This window comes from Actinomycetota bacterium, from assembly GCA_030774015.1.
Classification (GTDB): domain Bacteria; phylum Actinomycetota; class UBA4738; order UBA4738; family JACQTL01; genus JALYLZ01.
This window is the reverse complement of record JALYLZ010000162.1, coordinates 1-17,227: the sequence shown is the minus strand read 5'-3', so window position 1 is coordinate 17,227 and position 17,227 is coordinate 1. Positions and strand designations below refer to the sequence as shown.

Genomic DNA, 17,227 nt, shown 5'->3' with positions numbered 1-17,227 from the left:
GGGCTCTTCGCGCGGTCGGAGGGGCTGTCCACGGCGGAGGCGAAGGCGTTCGGACGGGCCCTGTGCCAGCGGTGCACGGGCGTGCCCCTCCAGCACCTCACGGGGACCCAGGCGTTCCGGGGCATCGAGCTCACAGTGCGGCCCGGCGTGTTCGTCCCCAGGCCGGAGACGGAGGTCCTGGTCGACGTGGTGCTGGAGGTGGGGGCCCTCGCCGGCCCGGAGCCCGTGGTGGTCGACGTCGGCACGGGGACCGGGGCGGTGGCCCTGGCCATCAAGCAGGAACGTCCCCGCGCCACCGTCTTCGCGACCGATCTCTCCGAGGAGGCGGTGGCCCTGGCGCGGGAGAACGCCGGCAAGCTCGGCCTGGACATCCGCGTCGTGGAGGGCGATCTGCTGGCACCGCTTCCCGAGGAGCTGGCCGGACGGTTCGACCTGGTGGTCAGCAACCCGCCGTACCTCTCGGAGGCGGACCTGGCCTCGGTCTCGGCGGAGGTCCTGGCCGACCCCGAGCTGGCCCTGGTGGGGGGAACCACCGTGCACCGCCGGCTGGTGGCGGAGAGCCGACGGTGGCTCCGGCCCGGTGGGGCCCTGGTCGTGGAGATCGGTGACGCTCAGGGCGAAGAGGTACGGGCCATGTTCCGTGACGGGGGCTTCGAGCGCGTCCGGGCGGTTCCTGACCTGACGGGCCGGGACCGGGTGGTCGCCGGATCCCTTCCGTGAACCGGGTCCAGCAGGCCGCCGAGGAGGTGCTGGCGGGGCGGCTGATCGTCCTTCCTACGGACACCGTGTACGGCATCGGAACACGGCCCGACCGCCCCGACGCCACGGGCAGGCTGTTCGACGCGAAACGGCGCCCCCGCGAGCTCACCCTTCCCGTGCTGGTCGCGTCCGAGGCCGACGCCGCCTCGGTCGGGATCCTGGACGAGCGAGCCCGGGCCCTCGCGGAGCGTTTCTGGCCGGGACCGCTCACCGTGGTGGTCCCCCGCACCGGACGAAGCCGCGACTGGGATCTGGGGGGTGACGCCGGCACCGTCGGGCTTCGCCGGCCCCGCCACCTCCTGGCCCTCGCGGTCCTGGAGCGGACCGGACCGCTGGCCGTGACCAGCGCCAACCTCTCGGGGGCGCCGACCCCATCCACCTGCGACGAGCTCGTCGAGCTGTTCGGCGACGCGGTCTCCGTCTACCTGTGCCAGGACGAGCCGCACCCCGGCGTGCCCTCGACGGTGGTGGACCTGGCCCACGGTGAGCCCGTGGTCCTTCGGTCCGGCGCGGTCCCCAAAGAGGAGATCTTGAAGGCGCTTTCCGAGATTGCCTCCGGTTCAGGGCGACCTGATCCAGGGGACATGTGGATGGGACATACGCAGTGGACAAAAGCGGATCCGGAATCGTAAACTGTGCTGGCAGATGGGTAAAAGTGACATCCCCTAGCAGGGACAGGAAGATCTCCTAAATGACCCAACCGAGGCGCTACGAATCGTCGCACCCCTGGCTGAAGTTCGGAAAACTCGATCTCCGCAGGGCACCCGCCGAGCTCTGGATGCTGCTGGGCGAGGCAGGATCGAAAGTCGAACATCTCCGAGGTGTCCCGCTTCGACCAGAAGCGCAGAACCATCTCCAAGAGGTGTACCTGGCGAAGGGGGTTTGGGCCACCACTTCCATCGAGGGCAACACCCTGTCAGAAGATGAAGTCCGTTCCGCTGTGCAAGGACGGCTGAAGGTCCCGCCGTCAAGAGAGTATCAGCGGCAGGAGGTTCAAAACATCATCGATGCCGTCAACCAGATCGCGACTGAGATGCTGCGGGTTGGCCCCAAGGAGCAGCTTTCGCCCGGGATGATCGCTGACTTCAACCGCATGGTGCTCAAGGGTCTCGAACTGGATCCGGACGGGGCGCCCGGTGAGTACCGGAATCACTCGGTCGCGGCCGGTCCATATGTAGGAGCCCCAGCGGAAGACCTCGAGTATCTGACGCAACGGCTATGCACCTGGCTGAATTCAAACTTTGTCGTTCCGGAAGGGGCAGGGGACCTGAGGCTCGTGTACGTCATCACGAGAGCAGTCCTTGCCCACCTCTACCTCGAATGGATCCATCCCTTCGCGGATGGCAACGGCCGAACCGGCCGACTGCTCGAGTTCCAAATCCTTGTAGCTGCCGGCGTGCCCTTCCCGGCAGCTCACCTGCTAAGCAACCACTACAACCTGACCAGAACCGAGTACTACCGCCAGCTTCAAGCAGCCAGCCGCTCGGGTGGGGACGTCCTCCCGTTCCTGTTCTACGCGGTACAGGGGTTCGTGGACGGGCTCCGATCCCAGATCCAGGTCGTTCAGGAAGAGCAGATGTCGGTGATGTGGGAGACCCATGTCCACCACACGGTTACGGGTACTACTCAAGCGGCTCATCGACAGCGCACCCTGGTGCTCGAACTCGGCGAGGTGTCTGAGCCTGTACCTCGCCGCGATCTGATGAGTTTCTCTCCCCCCGTCGCACGCGAGTACCAGAACAAGACCTCCAAGACGCTCACGCGCGACCTGACCCATCTCAGGCGCTTGGGTCTGATTCGTCCGGTCGGGGGGCGGTGGATGGCCAGTCGGGAAGAGATGAGGGCCTTCCTGCCGGCTGCGGTGGCGGCATCCGACTCAACGCCGTGAGCTAGACTCGGGCCGTTCGATGGCGTCCATCCTCGTCGTATGCACCGGCAACGTCTGCCGTTCCCCCATGGCCGAAGGGTTCCTCCTCCGCCTCCTCGGGCAGCGGCGGCTTCGCGCGGGCATCCAGGTGTCCTCGGTCGGCATCGCCGGCCTGCGCGGCTCGGGCCCCATGCCGGAGTCCATCGCCGCGGCCGCGGAGCGGGGCGCCGACATCTCGCAGCACGTGGCCCGGCGGCTGGACCCTCGCGATGTCCGCAAGGCCGACCTGGTCCTCACCATGACCGGAGGGCACCGGGATCGGGTCCTGGACATGGTCCCGGAGGCGGCCGCCCAAACGTTCACGCTGAAAGAGCTGGTCCGGCTGCTGGAGGCGCTGCCCTCTCCGGCGTCCCCCGGGCCTCCGGGCGATCGCCTGCGGGCTCGGGTTCGCCAGGCCGCCGACCTCCGGCGAACGGGCTTCGAGGGCAATCCCCATGACGAGGACGTGGCCGACCCCATGGGCATGCCGCAGCAGACGTACGACGCGGTGGCGTGGGAGATCGACGAATGGTGCTCCCGCCTGGTGGAGGGACTGTTCGCGGAGGAGGGGACGGCCGAGCTGGAGTGGGCGCCGACGGGGCGCATCCCCGCCGCGCCGCCGAGGCCGGACGCCCTGCCCGGAGCGTGACGAGGTGCTCGTGGCCATCGGCTCCGACCACGCGGGGTACGAACTGAAGGAAGACCTGAAGGCCCTGCTGTCCGGCGCCGGACACGAGGTCCTGGACGTGGGGACCGATTCCGAGGAGCCCGTGGACTACCCGTTGTACTGTGCCAGGGTCGCGCACGCCGTGGCCGAAGGCGAGGCGGAGCGGGGCATCGTCCTGGGTGGCTCGGGGCAGGGGGAGCAGATCGCGGCGAACAAGGTGCACGGGGTCCGCGCCGCCCTGTGCAACGACCTGTACACCGCGCGGATGTCGCGCCAGCACAACGACGCGAACGTTCTGTCCATCGGGGCCAGGATCGTGGCGGCCCCGCTCGCGCACGAGATCGTGGGCCTGTGGCTGGCCACGGAGTTCGAGGGAGGCCGTCACGTGCCCCGCCTGGAGCAGATCGCCGCAATCGAGAGGGGTGAGCTGTAGTGAGTGAGTACGCGGCTTCGTGGGAGCAGCTGAAGGCCACCGACCCGGAGGTGGCCGAGGCCATCGCGAACGAGCTGAACCGGGAACGGACCACGCTCCGGCTCATCGCGTCCGAGAACTACACCAGCCCGGCGGTGCTGGCGGCACTGGCCTCCACCATGAACAACAAGTACGCGGAGGGATACCCCGGGCGCCGGTACTACGGCGGGTGCGAGTTCGTCGACGTCACCGAGCGGCTGGCCATCGACCGGGCCAGGCAGCTGTTCGGCGCGGAGCACGCGAACGCCCAGCCTCACGCCGGCGCGCAGGCCAACATGGCCGCGTTCGGCGCGTTCGTGGAGCCGCGCTCGGATGACAAGATCCTGGGGCTGGTCCTGGCGCACGGGGGCCACCTCACCCACGGCTCGCCGGTGAACTTCTCCGGCAAGTGGTTCAACTTCGTGAACTACGAGGTGGACCCGGAGACCGAGCTGATCGACATGGACAAGGTCCGGGCCCTCGCCCTCGAGCACCGGCCCAAGATGATCCTGGCCGGGTTCACCGCCTACCCTCGCGTCATCGACTTCGCCGACTTCCGGCAGATCGCCGACGAGGTGGGCGCCATCTTCATGGTGGACGCCGCGCATTTCATCGGGCTGGTGGCGGGCGGGGCGTACCCGTCGCCGGTGCCCCACGCGGACGTGGTCACGTTCACCACGCACAAGACGCTCCGAGGCCCGCGCGGCGCGATGATCCTGTGCCGGGAGGAGCACGCCAAGGCCATCGACAAGGCGGTGTTCCCCATGATGCAGGGAGGGCCGCTCGAGCACTGCATCGCCGCCAAGGCCGTGGCGCTGAGGGAGGCCATGCAGCCGGAGTTCCAGGACTACGCCCACCGGGTGGTGCGGACGGCCCGGGCCCTGGCCCAGGGGCTGGCCGACGAGGGCCTGCGGGTGGTGTCCGGCGGGACCGATTCACACCTCGTGCTGGCCGACCTCCGCCCGCTGGGCGGGATCAACGGTGCCGACGCCGAGGCCGCGTGCGACGAGGTCGGCATCGCCATCAACAAGAACGCCATCCCGTTCGACCCGCTGCCACCGCTGAAGGCCTCCGGCATCCGGGTGGGAACCCCCGGGCCGGCCACCCTCGGGATGGACGAGCCGGAGATGAAGGAGGTCGCGAGCATCATCGGCGCCGTCCTCCGGTCGCCTTCCGACGATGCGGTCAAGAAGGACGGGCTCGAGCGGGTCCGCGCGCTCACCGCCAGATTCCCCGCCTATCCGGCGTGATGCCGCGACGCCCTCGCGGGGTACGATCCTGATGCCCGGAACCGCAACCGCCCAGGGGAAGGACGGACGCGTGGAACACGAGGCCGGCCGCGCGAGGGCCGGGATCACGTGATCTCCTACCTCGTCGTGTTCGGCGCCACCGCCCTCACCGCCCTGGTGGCGACCCCGGTGGTTCGCAGGGTGTCCATCCTGGTCGGGGCCATCGACCGTCCGTCGGACCGGAAGGTCCACCCCAAGCCCACCCCGACCCTGGGTGGCGTGGCCATCTTCATCGCGGTGCTGGTCGGCATGGCCGTGTCGCACTCGCTGCCGTACTTCGGGAAGCTGTTCCAGTCCTCCTCGGAGCCCCTCGCCGCGCTGGTGGGCGGCCTGGTGGTGGTGCTCCTGGGAACCGTCGACGACGTCCGGGGCACCTCCGCGCCGGTGAAGCTGTCCGGCCAGATCCTGGCCGCCGGCCTGGTGGTGCTGTTCGGCGTCCAGCTCGTGTACTTCTGGTTCCCGGGCCAGGGCATCCTGTCCCTCGGCTCGGACCTCGGGGTGCCGCTCACCATCCTGTGGGTCGTGGCCATGATGAACGCCATCAACCTGATCGACGGGCTGGACGGCCTCGCTCCCGGCCTCACCGCCATCGCCGCGATCGCGTTCTTCGCCTACATGTTCCTGAGCCCGAGCCTGTACGGGCAGGCCTCGCCGGCGGCGCTGCTGTCGGCGATCACGGCGGGGGGGGTGATCGGGTTCCTCCCCTGGAACTTCCATCCGGCCAAGATCTTCATGGGCGACTCGGGGTCGATGCTGCTGGGGCTGCTGCTGGCCACCGCGACCATCTCCGGGGTGGGCCGGAACCCGTCCCCGCCGTCGGGTGGGGACCTGGCCGCCTATTCGATCCCGGTGCTGGTGCCGCTGGTGGTGCTGGCGCTGCCGTTCCTGGACGTGGTGCTGGCGATCGTGCGGCGGATGCGGCGGGGCCGCAGGGTCATGGCTCCGGACAAGGAGCACATCCATCACCGGCTGCTCGACTTCGGCCACAGCCACCGCCAGGCCGTGCTGCTCATGTACCTGTGGAGCGCGCTGATCTCCGGGTCGGCCCTGGCCGTGGCGCTGGTGAACGGCCGCCTGGTGGTGGGCGCGATCGGGGGAGGCGCGCTCCTGATCATCGCGGCAACCGCGATCCCGAGGATGTGGGGGCGGGCCGGTCGCCACGCCCGGCGGCGGCGCCCGGTCGCCGTTGCCGCGGGGCCGGTCCAGGAGCCGGTGGTCTCTCCGGTCCCGGCTCCTCTGGAACCCAAGGACCACCGGGTCTAGGTGCCGATCAAGGGAATCGTCGCCGCGGTCGCGGTCGGGGTCACCGTCCTTGCCGGCGTGCTGGGCGGGTGGGGATGGGCGGTCGTGACCGGAGCAGTGCTCCTCTTCCTCACGGCCTTCTTCTGGCGGATGGGCGAGGTCGGCGCGTGGACTCGGGGCTGGAGCCGGCGCCTGTACGGGAGCTCCGGCGGCTCCGGGGACGAGGGCGATGACATCGGGGGCGACGTGATGCGCCGAGGGTTCCGCGGTCGTCGCCCGCGGGACTAGCCGGGCCCGGCCGTCACGCCGAGCTGGTGACCCGGCGACGCCGGTACAGCGAGTGCGCCCATCCAGAAACGGCCCTACCCGCGGACGCGGGCTGGAGGATGAGCATGAGGGCGGAGATCGCCGCGAGGAGCACCAGCGCCGTCCTGGGCCCACCGACGAGACCGGCGAAGACCACCACCGCCAGATAGAACGCCCCGGCCGCCAGCCGCATCTCGACCACCTTCTTCCTTCTGGCCAGAGAAACCAGTTCGAGTGTACGCCTCGTCGCGCGTTGCTCCCGGCCTATTCGGCGGGGCCGGCGCGGTCGCGGGTTGCGGCCAGCTCCGCCTCGAGCTCCTCGACCCGTCTGGCGAGCTCCTCGACGCGCTCACGGAGCTCCTTCGTCTCTCGGCCGGGGGTGTAGGCCTCGCCGTCCGGCAGGTCCCGGGCCAGCACGGCGTTCGCCCCGATGAAGCAGCCCCGTCCCACCGTGATCGGCCCCAGGACCTTGGCGCCGGCCATGATCTCGGTGTCGTCGCCGACCTCCGGGAACCCGTCGGCGAACGTCCCGTCGAACCAGCCCCTGGCCGACCCGCCCAGGGTCACGCCGTGCAGGAGCGTGACGTTCGAGCCGATCTTGACGCCCTTGCCGATCACGACCCCCGCCGTGTGGGTCAGGCGGAGCCCGCCCCCGATCTGCGCGCCGGGGTGGATGTCCGCGCCGGTCAGGAGGTAGTTCAGGCGCCACAGCAGCTCGGCGGGGAACTCCAGTCCTCGCACCCACAGCCGGCGGGACAGCCGGTACAGCACGACGGCCTGGGGGCCGGGACGGGTCGTCACCCGCTCCAGCGCCTTCAGCACCGAGGGGCGGCCCTCCGTGGTTCCGTGGTCGGAGAACAGGCGCGCCACGTCGCCTCGCAACCCTGCCCGTCGCTGCCCGTTCACCCTGCCATCCTAAGATGCGGCCATGCCGATGAACGTGAACCGGCCGGGCGAGCCCAGCTACGCGGGCATCCAGACCTTCTCGAAGGTCCCGTTGGTCCTCGAAGCCGCGGACCTGGCGGGGGCGGACGTGGCCATCGTGGGGGCGCCCATCGACGAGACCGTGGTGGTGCGACCGGGAGCCCGGTACGGGCCCATGGCGATCCGCACCGCGGGCTACGGAGGCGGGCTGCCGAACATGGAGCTCGGCGTGTCGCCGTTCGACGTCCTGACGATCGTGGACTACGGCGACGCGGAGGTCGTTCCCGCGGACGCTGCCCGGAGCCACGCGGCCATCCGGCGTGCCGTGGGCGAGGTGGTGCGGGCGGGCGCGATCCCGGTCGTGCTGGGCGGCGACCACTCCATCGCCCATCCGGACGTCGGGGCCGTCGCGGAGGCCCTGGCGCCCGAGCCGGTCGGCCTGGTCCATTTCGACGCCCACGCCGACGACGCCGAGGAGCTTCACGGCGTGGTGCGCTCGCACGGGACGCCCATGCGGCTGCTGGTGGAGGAGGGCTCGATCCGCGGCGAGCACGTCATCCAGGTGGGCCTGCGCGGGTACTGGCCGGGGCCGGAGGAGTTCGCGTGGGCCCGCTCGAAGGGGTTCCGGTGGCACCTGATGGAGGAGATCCACGAGCGGGGGATCCGCCCGGTCGTCGCGGACGTGGTGGAGGGGCTCTCCGGCCTGTCGCACGTGTTCCTGTCCGTGGACGTCGACGTGGCCGATCCGGCGTTCGCGCCGGGGACCGGCGCCCCTGAGCCCGGCGGGCTGTCGGCGAGGGATCTCCTGTGGGCGGTTCGAACGCTGGCCGTGAAGCTCCCGATCGCCGGGATGGAGGTGGTGGAGGTCTCGCCGCCCTACGACCACGCCGAGATCACCGCGCTGCTGGCGCACCGGGTGGTCCTGGAGGTGTTGTCCGGCGTCGCGCTCCGGCGGACCGGCGGCGTGCCCCGCCCGGAGCTGGACGGGCGAGCGGCCGATGCCTGAGCACCGGGCGGTGTCGTAGATGCTCCGGGTGGCGGCGGCAGCCGACGCCATCCCGGCGTTCGAACCGCTGGCGTTCCCGCCGGAGGTGGAGGAGGGCGTCCGCGACATCTGCCGCCGGGTCCGGGAGGAGGGGGACGCGGCGCTGGTGGAGCTGACCCGCCGGTTCGACGGCGCGGACGTGGCCGGCCGGATCCGGGTCGCCGAAGAGGAGTTCGACCGGGCCGCCACGGAGCTGGATCCGGGGCTGGCGTCGGCCCTGGCCGGGCTGGCCGGGCGGCTCGGGGACCTGCACGGCCGGCAGCTTCCCCGGCCGTGGTCGGCCGAAGCGGGCGGGGTCCGGTTCGGCGAGGTGGTGCGCCCCGTCGCCGCCGCCGGAGCGTACGCGCCGGGCGGCCGCGCCTCGTATCCCTCCACCGTGCTCATGACCACGGTCCCGGCGCGGGTGGCCGGCGTCGAGCGGGTCGTGGTGTGCACCCCGCCCTCCGCCGACGGGTCGGTGGCGGCGCCCATCCTCGTCGCGGCACGCATGGCCGGCGTCGATGCCGTGTACCGGGTGGGCGGCGCGCAGGCCGTGGCGGCCATGGCGTACGGGACCGAGACCGTCCCTCGCGTCGACACGATCGTGGGGCCGGGAAACGTGTGGGTCACCGCGGCGAAGCGGGAGGTCGCCGGCACGGTGGGGATCGACGGCCTGGCCGGGCCCACGGAGCTGGTGATCGTGGCCGACGGCTCCGCCGACCCGGCCGTGCTGGCGGCGGACCTGGTGGCCCAGGCCGAGCACGACCCGCTGGCCCGGGTCACGCTGGTGTGCCTGGACCCGTCGCTGGTCGCGCCGGTGGACCGGGCCCTGGAGCTCGACGTCGCCGCGTCGCCGCGACGGGAGGTGGTGGAGGCCTCGCTGCGACACGCCGTGGCCATCGTGGCCGAGACCGACGCGGACGCGGCAGGCATCGTCGACCGCATGGCGCCGGAGCATCTCCAGGTCGTGACGCGCGATGCGGGCCGTTTCCTCGACCTCGTCCGGTCCTACGGGGCCGCCTTCCTGGGACCGCTCACCCCGGTGGCGTTCGGCGACTACGGGGTCGGCTCGAACCACGTCCTGCCCACCATGCGCACGGCCCGGTTCGCCTCGGGCCTGCGCGCCGCCGACTTCGTCACGGTGTCGAGCGTGGTGGAGGCCACGGCGGAAGGGCTCGAGGCGTTCGGGCCGGAGATCCAGTCCCTGGCCCTGGCCGAGGGTCTTCCCGGTCACGCCGCGGCGGTGCAAGCTCGTCGGGCCCGCCAGGGGCCGGACGGACCGCCGACTTCGTGAAAGTTTTCACAAGCTCGACAAAACATGCCATCTACCTGGGCAAACACCTGCCGCTCGTTTTGACGCGGCCGGAGCGGCCCACGTAGAATTGGGCTGCTCATGGCCCGAAGACGCGACGGTCAGGACGCGTGGGAGGGCTATGGGGCAGTGTGGTCCATCATCGGGACCCTGCTCGCCGGCCTCGCTGTGTGGGGTGCGATCGGGTTCCTCGTCGACCGGTTCGCGGGCACTCACGACGTCTTCCTTGCCATCGGGCTCGTCGTGGGGGCCATCGGGGGCGTGTACCTCGTCGTGGTGCGATATGGCAGAGAACAGAGGAAGTAGCCCCTCTCCGGAGCGCGCCATGGCGCTGTGGGCACTCGTGCCCGGCGTCCCCGCGGCGGTCCTGGCGTTCGCCATCGGGTCCTTCGTCGGCCTCGGCGTGGGCGTCTCCGCCGCCATCGGGGTCGTCGCGGCGGTCGGAGGCTTCGTGGGGCAGGCCCTGGCGCTGGGGTGGGCCCGGAACGTGTCGCTCACGGCCACGCAGGTCGTCGCCTACGCCGGGTTCCTGGTGCTTCTGGGCGTGGTGGTCGGGGTGTACGCGGGGCTGAACGCGACGGCGTCCTGGTTCTCTCCCAAGGCGTTCGGGGGCGGGCTGTTCGCATTGATCCCGGTGGCGTTCTACGAGGCCTATCTGGCCCGCCGGGGCCGGATCGCAGAGCTCATCGTGGACGCCGACCGGGCCGCCGGGGCCAGGCCGAAAGGGGCGGCGTGACCACGGCGCTCGCGCAGCTCCAGGTACTGCTCGCGGCACCCCGGAAGGGCTTCCAGGACACCCTCGAGTCGCCCGAGGAGATCTTCCACGGGAAGTGCCTGGTGGGATCGGGCACGTTCTGCCTGAACCGCACGTCGATCCTGATGCTGCTGGTGGCAGCGGTCCTGGCGACGCTGCTGATCATCGCGTCGGCCCGTCCCCGCCTCATCCCGACCGGGCTCCAGACCGTCGCGGAGTCCATCTACGGGTTCATCCGCCGCGACGTCGTGATCGGCGTGATGGGGCCGGAGGGCGCACGGTACGCGCCCTACCTGACCAGTCTGTTCCTGTTCGCGTTCGTGGCCAGCCTGTGCGAGGTGATCCCGGGCATCCAGTTCCCCATCACCTCGCGGATGGCCATGCCGACCGTCCTCGCCCTCCTGTCGTGGGGGATCTACAACTACGCCGGCATCAGGGCGAAGGGACTCGGCGGCTACCTGAAGGGCATCGCGTTCCCGCCGGGGGTCCGCCCCAAGGCCATCTACATCCTGGTCACGCCCATCGAGGTCATCGCGGCGCTGTTCCTGCGGCCGCTGACCCTGGCCATCCGTCTGTTCGCCAACTTCTTCGCCGGCCACCTGCTGCTGGTGGTGGCCTTCGTGGGGAGCGCCTACCTCATCGGGAGCCCGAGCACCGCGCCGTTCTTCGTGCTCACGCTGGTGGGAGGCGTGATCGGGATCGCCCTGGAGATCTTCATCGCCGCCGTGCAGGCCTACGTGTTTGCGCTGCTCACGGCGGCGTACATCAGACTGTCCACCGTGGAGGAGCACTAGCCACCGAGAAGGGAGACCGCAATGCATGAACCCGGCGCGATCGGCGCGATCCTGAGCGTCCTCGCCGCGATCAAGGGAAGCGTCAGCATGATCGGGTACGGCCTGTCCGCGATCGGTCCGGGCATCGGCATCGGCATCATGGTCGGCAAGACCGTGGAGGGGCAGGCCCGGCAGCCCGAGATGGCGGCCCGCCTCCAGACCACCATGATCCTGGGCATCGCGTTCACCGACGTGCTCGCGCTGATCGGGTTCGTGGGCCTGTTCATCGCGGGCTAGGGGACGCGGGTGCTGGCGAGTACCGCAGTGATCGCGGACAGCAGCACGAAGCTGGTCCTGCCCGCCACGAACGAGCTCATCTGGGGAACCGTCGCGTTCCTGCTGTTCCTGCTGGTGCTGTGGCGGTTCGGGGTGTGGCGGCGCCTGGGCGAGGCCATGGACGAGCGGACCCGCCGGATCCGGGAGGACCTGGAGAAGGCCGAGGCCGAGCGCAAGGAGGCCGACCAGCTCCTGGAACGCTACCGGCAGCAGCTGGAGCAGGCCAGGGCCGAGTCTCAGTCCATCCTGGAGGAGGCCCGCCAGCGGGCCGAGGAGGTGCGCCGCGACCTCGTGGCGAAGGCGGAGGCGGAGTCGCAGCGGATCGTGGAGAACGCGCGCCGGGAGATCCAGGCCGAGCGGACCCGGGCCGCCCGGGAGCTCCGCCGCGAGGTGGGGCAGCTCGCCGTCGAGGTGGCCGAGCGAATCGTGGGCGGCTCGCTGGACGGAGACCGGCAGCTCGCGCTGGTGGATTCCTACATCGAGGAGCTGTCCAGACAGGCCCCCAACGGGAACGGCAACGGCGGCAATGGCGGCAACGGGAACGGTGGGGGCGCCACCGGCGGGAGTGCCGGCGGTGGGCGGGGCGGCCGTGGCTGAGACGGTGCCCCGGGCCTTCCGGGTGGCCCGGGAGCGGGCTGAGGAGGCCTTCGCCCGGGCGGCGGAGGCGGATGCCCTCGGCCGGGTCCGCGACGAGCTGTTCGCGCTGGCCGACCTGCTGCGGTCCCAGGCCACGCTCCGGCGGGCGCTGTCCGATATCAGCGTCCCGGCGGAGGCCCGCGAGGCCCTGCTGCGCGACCTGCTGTCGGGCCGCGTGGACGAGCACACGCTCGACCTCCTTGTGGAGCTGGCCCGGGTGGACACGCTGGCCTGGCGGCTGCCGGCCATCCTGGAGGACCTCGCGGTCCAGGCCGTGCTGGCGGAGGCCGACCACGACGGATCCCTTCCCGACGTCGAGGACGAGCTGTTCCGGTTCTCCCGGCTCGTGGAATCGAACCCGCGGCTGCGGAGCGCGCTGACCGATCCGGTCCTTCCGGACGAGAGCAAGCGGGCCCTGCTCGACGACCTGCTGGCAGGGCGAGTGTCCGTGGCCACGCTCACCCTGGTCCACCACGCCATCGCCAGGCCGGGCGACCCCGTGGAGGCCATTCAGGAGCTGGCGGACCGCGCCGCCGCCCGGCGGGACCGGGTGGTGGTGGAGGCCCGCACCGCCGTGCCGCTCGACGGCGAGCGCCGGCAGCGGCTGGCGGCCGCACTGGCCCGCGCGGTGGGCCGGCAGGTGGACCTCGAGGTCACCGTGGACCCGTCCATCGTGGGCGGCGTGGTGGCCAGGATGGGAGACGAGGTCATCGACGGGAGCATCCGAAGGAAGCTGGAGCTGGCGCGAGAGCGCCTGACCAGTTGAGCCGTTGACGAGGGGAGTTCACAGGTGGCGGAGCTGACGATCAAGACGGAGGAGATCACCGAGGCCCTCCGCAAGCACGTGGAGTCCTTCCAGCCCACGGTGACGCGCGAGGAGATCGGGCGGGTCACCGAGACCGGTGACGGGATCGCCCGCGTGGAGGGGCTCCCCGGCACCATGGCCAACGAGCTGCTCGAGTTCCCGGGCGGGATCCTCGGCATCGCGGCCAACCTCGACGTGCGCGAGATCGGCTGCGTGATCCTGGGCGACGCCTCCCAGATCGAGGAGGGCGACGAGGTCAAGCACACCGGGCGGATCCTGTCGGTACCGGTCGGCGACGGGTTCCTGGGGCGGGTCGTCGACGCGCTGGGACGGCCCATCGACGGCAAGGGCGACGTCGAGGCCGAGGAGACCCGGGCCCTGGAGATCCAGGCACCGACCGTGGTCCAGCGCCAGCCGGTGAAGGAGCCCCTTCAGACGGGGATCAAGGCCATCGACGCCATGACGGCCATCGGCCGGGGCCAGCGGGAGCTCATCATCGGCGACCGCCAGACCGGCAAGACCGCGGTGGCGATCGACACGATCATCAACCAGCGAGACAACTGGGCGTCGGGCGACCCCAAGCTCCAGGTGAAGTGCATCTACGTCGCCATCGGCCAGAAGGCCTCCACGGTGGCGGAGGTGGTGGCGGCCCTGGAGGCCAACGGGGCGCTCGACTTCACCGTGGTGATCAATGCCCCCGCATCCGACCCGGCGCCGTTCAAGTACGTCGCGCCGTACGCCGGGGCAGCCATGGGGGCCCACTGGATGGGCAAGGGCGAGCACGCCCTGGTCATCTACGACGACCTGTCGAAGCAGGCCGAGGCGTACCGGGAGATCTCGCTGCTGCTTCGGCGGCCGCCGGGCCGGGAGGCCTACCCCGGCGACGTGTTCTACCTGCACTCCCGCCTGCTGGAGCGCGCCGCCAAGCTGTCCGACGACCTCGGCGGCGGATCGCTGACAGCGCTTCCGATCATCGAGACCAAGGGTGGCGACGTCTCGGCGTACATCCCCACCAACGTCATCTCGATCACCGACGGACAGATCTACCTGGAGAAGGACCTGTTCAACGCGGGGGTTCGGCCCGCCATCAACGTGGGCATCTCGGTGTCCCGGGTGGGCGGGAACGCGCAGGTCCGGGCCATGAAGCAGGTGGCGGGACGCCTCCGCCTGGACCTGGCCCAGTTCCGGGAGCTGGAGGCGTTCGCCGAGTTCGGCTCCGAGCTGGACAAGGCCTCCCAGCAGCAGCTCAGCCGGGGGGCCCGGGTGGTGGAGGTCCTGAAGCAGCCCCAGTACCAGCCCATGTCCGTTCAGGACCAGATCGTCTCGATCTGGTCCGTGACCAACGGCTACCTCGACGACGTCCCGGTGTCGGACGTCCGCCGGTTCGAACGGGAGCTGCTCGATTTCATGAGCACGACCAAAAAGGACATCGGCCAGAAGCTGGCGGAGACCGGCAAGCTGGACGAGGAGCTGGAGGGCCAGCTCCGCGATGCCGTGGAGGACTTCACGAAGAGCTTCCACGCCACCGAGGAGCACACCGCGCCGAAGAGCGAGGAGCCCGTCGAGGCGCAGGAGGAGGACGAGCAGGAACGCCTCCAGCGCCGCCGGCCCAAGCCCCCGGAGCAGAGGAGCTAGATGGGCGCAGAGCTTCGCGCCGTCCGTCGCCGCATCCGGTCGGTCCGCTCGACCATGAAGATCACGCGGGCCATGGAGCTGATCGCGGCGTCGCAGATCCGCCGGGCCCAGGCCCGGGTCCGGGAGTCCCGGCCCTACGCGGAGCTGATCACGCGCGCCATCGGCGACCTCACGGGCCAGTCGGAGAACATCGAGCACCCCTTGCTGGAGGTCCGGCAGAACCCGGAGGCCGCCGCGGTCCTCGTGGTCACCTCCGACCGGGGCCTGGCCGGCGCGTACAACGCGAACGTGCTGCGCCGCACGGAGGAGCTCACCGCGGCGCTCCGCGACGAGGGCAAGGAGCCGAAGCTGTACGTGGCCGGCAAGAAGGGGCTGTCGTACTTCCGGTTCCGGGAACGGCGGGTGGAGAAGACCTGGTCGGGATTCTCCGAGCGTCCCTCCTACGACGAGGCGAAGGACATGGCCGACACGATGATCGACGCGTTCCTCTCGCGCGAGGTCGACGAGATCTTCGCCGTGTACACGGACTTCGTCTCGGCCCTGACCCAGCGTGCGGAGGCGCGCCAGTTCATCCCGCTGGTGGTGGAGGAGGTCGAGGTCGAGGAGGAAGGGCCCTACCCCCTGTACATCTTCGAGCCGAGCGCGTCGGAGATCCTGGACTCGCTGCTCCCTCGGTACGTGGAGACGCGCGTGTTCGCCGCGCTGCTCGAATCGTCCGCTTCCGAGCACGCGGCGCGGCAGCGGGCCATGAAGGCGGCCACGGACAATGCGGACGAGCTCATCAAGTCGCTGACCCGGGTGGCCAACCAGGCTCGGCAGGCGGAGATCACGACGGAGATCATGGAGATCGTGGGCGGCGCGGAGGCCCTGGCGGCCGAGGCGCTCCAGAAGGCAGGTGTGGGCTGATGGCTGAGCACGACGGAAACGGGCACCGGGGCAAGGGGCAGGGGACGACGACGGGCCGGGTGGTCCGGGTGATCGGGCCGGTGGTGGACGTGGAGTTCCCGCCGGACGACCTTCCGGAGATCGACACGGCGCTCCAGATCGAACGGACCCTCGACGACGAGACCACCACGATCACGTGCGAGGTGGCCCAGCAGATCGGCGACTTCACCGTCCGGGCCATCGCCATGAAGCCCACCGACGGCCTGGTCCGGGGCGCCCCGGTGCACAACACGGGGCAGCCCATCACGGTCCCCGTCGGCACGAAGGTGCTCGGGCACGTGTTCAACGTGCTGGGCGAGCCGCTCGACACCGACCACGTCGACGCCGACGACCACTGGCCCATCCACCGGGACCCGCCGAGGTTCGAGGACCTCGAGGCCCGCACCGAGATGTTCGAGACCGGCATCAAGGTCATCGACCTCCTGGAGCCCTACGTGCAGGGCGGCAAGATCGGGATGTTCGGCGGCGCCGGCGTGGGCAAGACCGTGATCATCCAGGAGATGATCTACCGGGTCGCCGAGCAGCACGGCGGCGTCTCGGTGTTCGCCGGTGTGGGGGAGCGGACCCGCGAGGGCAACGACCTGTTCCTGGAGATGAAGGAGTCCGGCGTCATCAACAAGACGGCGCTGGTGTTCGGGCAGATGGACGAGCCGCCGGGGGTGCGGCTGCGTGTGGGGCTGGCCGCGCTGACCATGGCGGAGTACTTCCGCGACGAGCAGCACCAGGACGTGCTGCTGTTCGTGGACAACATCTTCCGGTTCGTCCAGGCCGGCTCGGAGGTGTCCACGCTGCTCGGCCGGATGCCGTCCGCGGTGGGATACCAGCCCACGCTGGCCGACGAGATGGGCGAGCTCCAGGAACGCATCACGTCGACGAAGGGCCGGTCCATCACGTCGCTCCAGGCCATCTACGTGCCGGCCGACGACATCACCGACCCGGCTCCCCACACGACGTTCGCGCACCTGGACGCCACCACCGTGCTCAGCCGGGCCATCTCGGAGCTCGGGATCTACCCGGCCGTGGACCCGCTGGACTCCACCTCCCGGATCCTCGACCCCCGGTACGTGGGCGAGGACCACTACCAGGTGGCCCAGCGGGTCAAGGAGATCCTCCAGCGGTACCGGGACCTCCAGGACATCATCGCCATCCTCGGGATCGACGAGCTGTCCGAGGAGGACAAGGTCATCGTGCAGCGGGCCCGGAAGATCCAGCGCTTCCTGTCGCAGCCGTTCTTCGTGGCGGAGCAGTTCACCGGGATCACGGGCAAGTACGTGAAGGTGGAGGACACCATCGCGTCGTTCAAGGCCCTGGCGGAGGGCGAGTACGACCACCTGCCGGAGCAGGCCTTCTACATGGTCGGAGGGATCGAGGAGGCCGAGGAGCAGGGCGCCAAGCTGGCCAAGGCGGGCGAGTCGTCGTGAGGGCCTCGTTGAGCGGCGGAAACGGCAGGAGCCGCCCGAAGG

At 70.6% G+C, this 17,227-nt stretch carries 21 protein-coding genes; 19 read left to right on the top strand and 2 right to left on the bottom strand.

Annotated features, from left to right (window positions below; translation table 11 throughout):
• The 8 genes from prmC to M3Q23_16030 all read left to right on the top strand — a co-directional run.
• Positions 1-720: peptide chain release factor N(5)-glutamine methyltransferase (prmC, locus tag M3Q23_16065; GenBank protein ID MDP9343572.1), on the top strand; the 720-nt coding region annotated here is incomplete at its 5' end.
• Entirely contained in the window at positions 717-1,391 is a 675-nt protein-coding gene (locus tag M3Q23_16060) for an L-threonylcarbamoyladenylate synthase (GenBank protein MDP9343571.1), read from the top strand. The genes prmC and M3Q23_16060, both read left to right, overlap by 4 nt.
• A 59-nt stretch (positions 1,392-1,450) precedes the next feature.
• The gene (locus tag M3Q23_16055) at positions 1,451-2,647 is read left to right on the top strand and encodes a Fic family protein (GenBank protein MDP9343570.1); all 1,197 of its coding nucleotides are present in this window, start codon (positions 1,451-1,453) and stop codon (positions 2,645-2,647) included.
• Positions 2,648-2,666: 19 nt separating this feature from the next.
• Positions 2,667-3,314, top strand: a complete 648-nt coding sequence (locus M3Q23_16050; protein MDP9343569.1) for a protein-tyrosine-phosphatase — start codon at positions 2,667-2,669, stop codon at positions 3,312-3,314.
• A gap of 4 nt (positions 3,315-3,318) precedes the next feature.
• Positions 3,319-3,765: a ribose 5-phosphate isomerase B gene (rpiB, locus tag M3Q23_16045; GenBank protein MDP9343568.1), complete on the top strand. Its 447-nt coding sequence runs from the start codon at positions 3,319-3,321 to the stop codon at positions 3,763-3,765.
• Positions 3,765-5,033, top strand: coding sequence for a serine hydroxymethyltransferase (locus M3Q23_16040; GenBank protein ID MDP9343567.1), 1,269 nt, complete (start codon positions 3,765-3,767; stop codon positions 5,031-5,033). The genes rpiB and M3Q23_16040 overlap by 1 nt, the downstream gene beginning before the upstream one ends.
• 108 nt (positions 5,034-5,141) lie before the next feature.
• Complete coding sequence (locus tag M3Q23_16035) at positions 5,142-6,335, top strand: undecaprenyl/decaprenyl-phosphate alpha-N-acetylglucosaminyl 1-phosphate transferase (protein MDP9343566.1); 1,194 nt, start codon at positions 5,142-5,144, stop codon at positions 6,333-6,335.
• A complete protein-coding gene (locus M3Q23_16030; GenBank protein ID MDP9343565.1) occupies positions 6,336-6,602 on the top strand; it encodes a hypothetical protein in 267 nt (88 codons plus the stop codon).
• Positions 6,603-6,615: 13 nt separating this feature from the next.
• On the opposite strand, the gene M3Q23_16025 is transcribed toward M3Q23_16030, so the two are convergent.
• Positions 6,616-6,822: a hypothetical protein gene (locus M3Q23_16025; protein MDP9343564.1), complete on the bottom strand. Its 207-nt coding sequence runs from the start codon at positions 6,820-6,822 to the stop codon at positions 6,616-6,618.
• A gap of 62 nt (positions 6,823-6,884) precedes the next feature.
• The gene (locus M3Q23_16020; protein MDP9343563.1) at positions 6,885-7,526 is read right to left on the bottom strand and encodes a hypothetical protein; all 642 of its coding nucleotides are present in this window, start codon (positions 7,524-7,526) and stop codon (positions 6,885-6,887) included.
• Between the two features lie 22 nt (positions 7,527-7,548).
• Here M3Q23_16020 and speB point away from each other — a divergent pair, with 22 nt between their 5' ends.
• From speB to atpD, 11 genes are all read left to right on the top strand, one after another.
• Complete coding sequence (speB, locus tag M3Q23_16015) at positions 7,549-8,550, top strand: agmatinase (GenBank protein MDP9343562.1); 1,002 nt, start codon at positions 7,549-7,551, stop codon at positions 8,548-8,550.
• A gap of 19 nt (positions 8,551-8,569) precedes the next feature.
• Positions 8,570-9,862, top strand: coding sequence for a histidinol dehydrogenase (hisD, locus tag M3Q23_16010; protein ID MDP9343561.1), 1,293 nt, complete (start codon positions 8,570-8,572; stop codon positions 9,860-9,862).
• Between the two features lie 99 nt (positions 9,863-9,961).
• Positions 9,962-10,186, top strand: coding sequence for a hypothetical protein (locus M3Q23_16005; protein ID MDP9343560.1), 225 nt, complete (start codon positions 9,962-9,964; stop codon positions 10,184-10,186).
• A 19-nt stretch (positions 10,187-10,205) separates the two neighbouring features.
• Positions 10,206-10,616, top strand: a complete 411-nt coding sequence (locus tag M3Q23_16000; protein ID MDP9343559.1) for a hypothetical protein — start codon at positions 10,206-10,208, stop codon at positions 10,614-10,616.
• A complete protein-coding gene (gene atpB, locus M3Q23_15995; protein MDP9343558.1) occupies positions 10,613-11,428 on the top strand; it encodes a F0F1 ATP synthase subunit A in 816 nt (271 codons plus the stop codon). The genes M3Q23_16000 and atpB overlap by 4 nt, the downstream gene beginning before the upstream one ends.
• Before the next feature lie 87 nt (positions 11,429-11,515).
• Positions 11,516-11,704 carry an ATP synthase F0 subunit C gene (gene atpE, locus M3Q23_15990; protein MDP9343557.1) on the top strand — a complete coding sequence of 63 codons (189 nt, stop codon included), beginning with the start codon at positions 11,516-11,518 and terminating at the stop codon, positions 11,702-11,704.
• Between the two features lie 9 nt (positions 11,705-11,713).
• On the top strand, positions 11,714-12,340 hold the full coding sequence (atpF, locus tag M3Q23_15985; GenBank protein ID MDP9343556.1) for a F0F1 ATP synthase subunit B: 627 nt from the start codon (positions 11,714-11,716) through the stop codon (positions 12,338-12,340).
• Positions 12,333-13,145 (top strand): F0F1 ATP synthase subunit delta, encoded by an 813-nt coding sequence (locus M3Q23_15980; protein MDP9343555.1) that lies wholly within the window; start codon positions 12,333-12,335, stop codon positions 13,143-13,145. Before atpF ends, M3Q23_15980 begins: the two co-directional genes overlap by 8 nt.
• Before the next feature lie 24 nt (positions 13,146-13,169).
• The gene (gene atpA, locus M3Q23_15975; GenBank protein ID MDP9343554.1) at positions 13,170-14,819 is read left to right on the top strand and encodes a F0F1 ATP synthase subunit alpha; all 1,650 of its coding nucleotides are present in this window, start codon (positions 13,170-13,172) and stop codon (positions 14,817-14,819) included.
• Entirely contained in the window at positions 14,820-15,725 is a 906-nt protein-coding gene (locus tag M3Q23_15970; GenBank protein ID MDP9343553.1) for a F0F1 ATP synthase subunit gamma, read from the top strand. It begins immediately after the preceding gene.
• A complete protein-coding gene (gene atpD, locus M3Q23_15965; protein MDP9343552.1) occupies positions 15,725-17,185 on the top strand; it encodes a F0F1 ATP synthase subunit beta in 1,461 nt (486 codons plus the stop codon). The genes M3Q23_15970 and atpD overlap by 1 nt, the downstream gene beginning before the upstream one ends.
• The last annotated feature ends 42 nt before the right edge of the window (positions 17,186-17,227 follow it).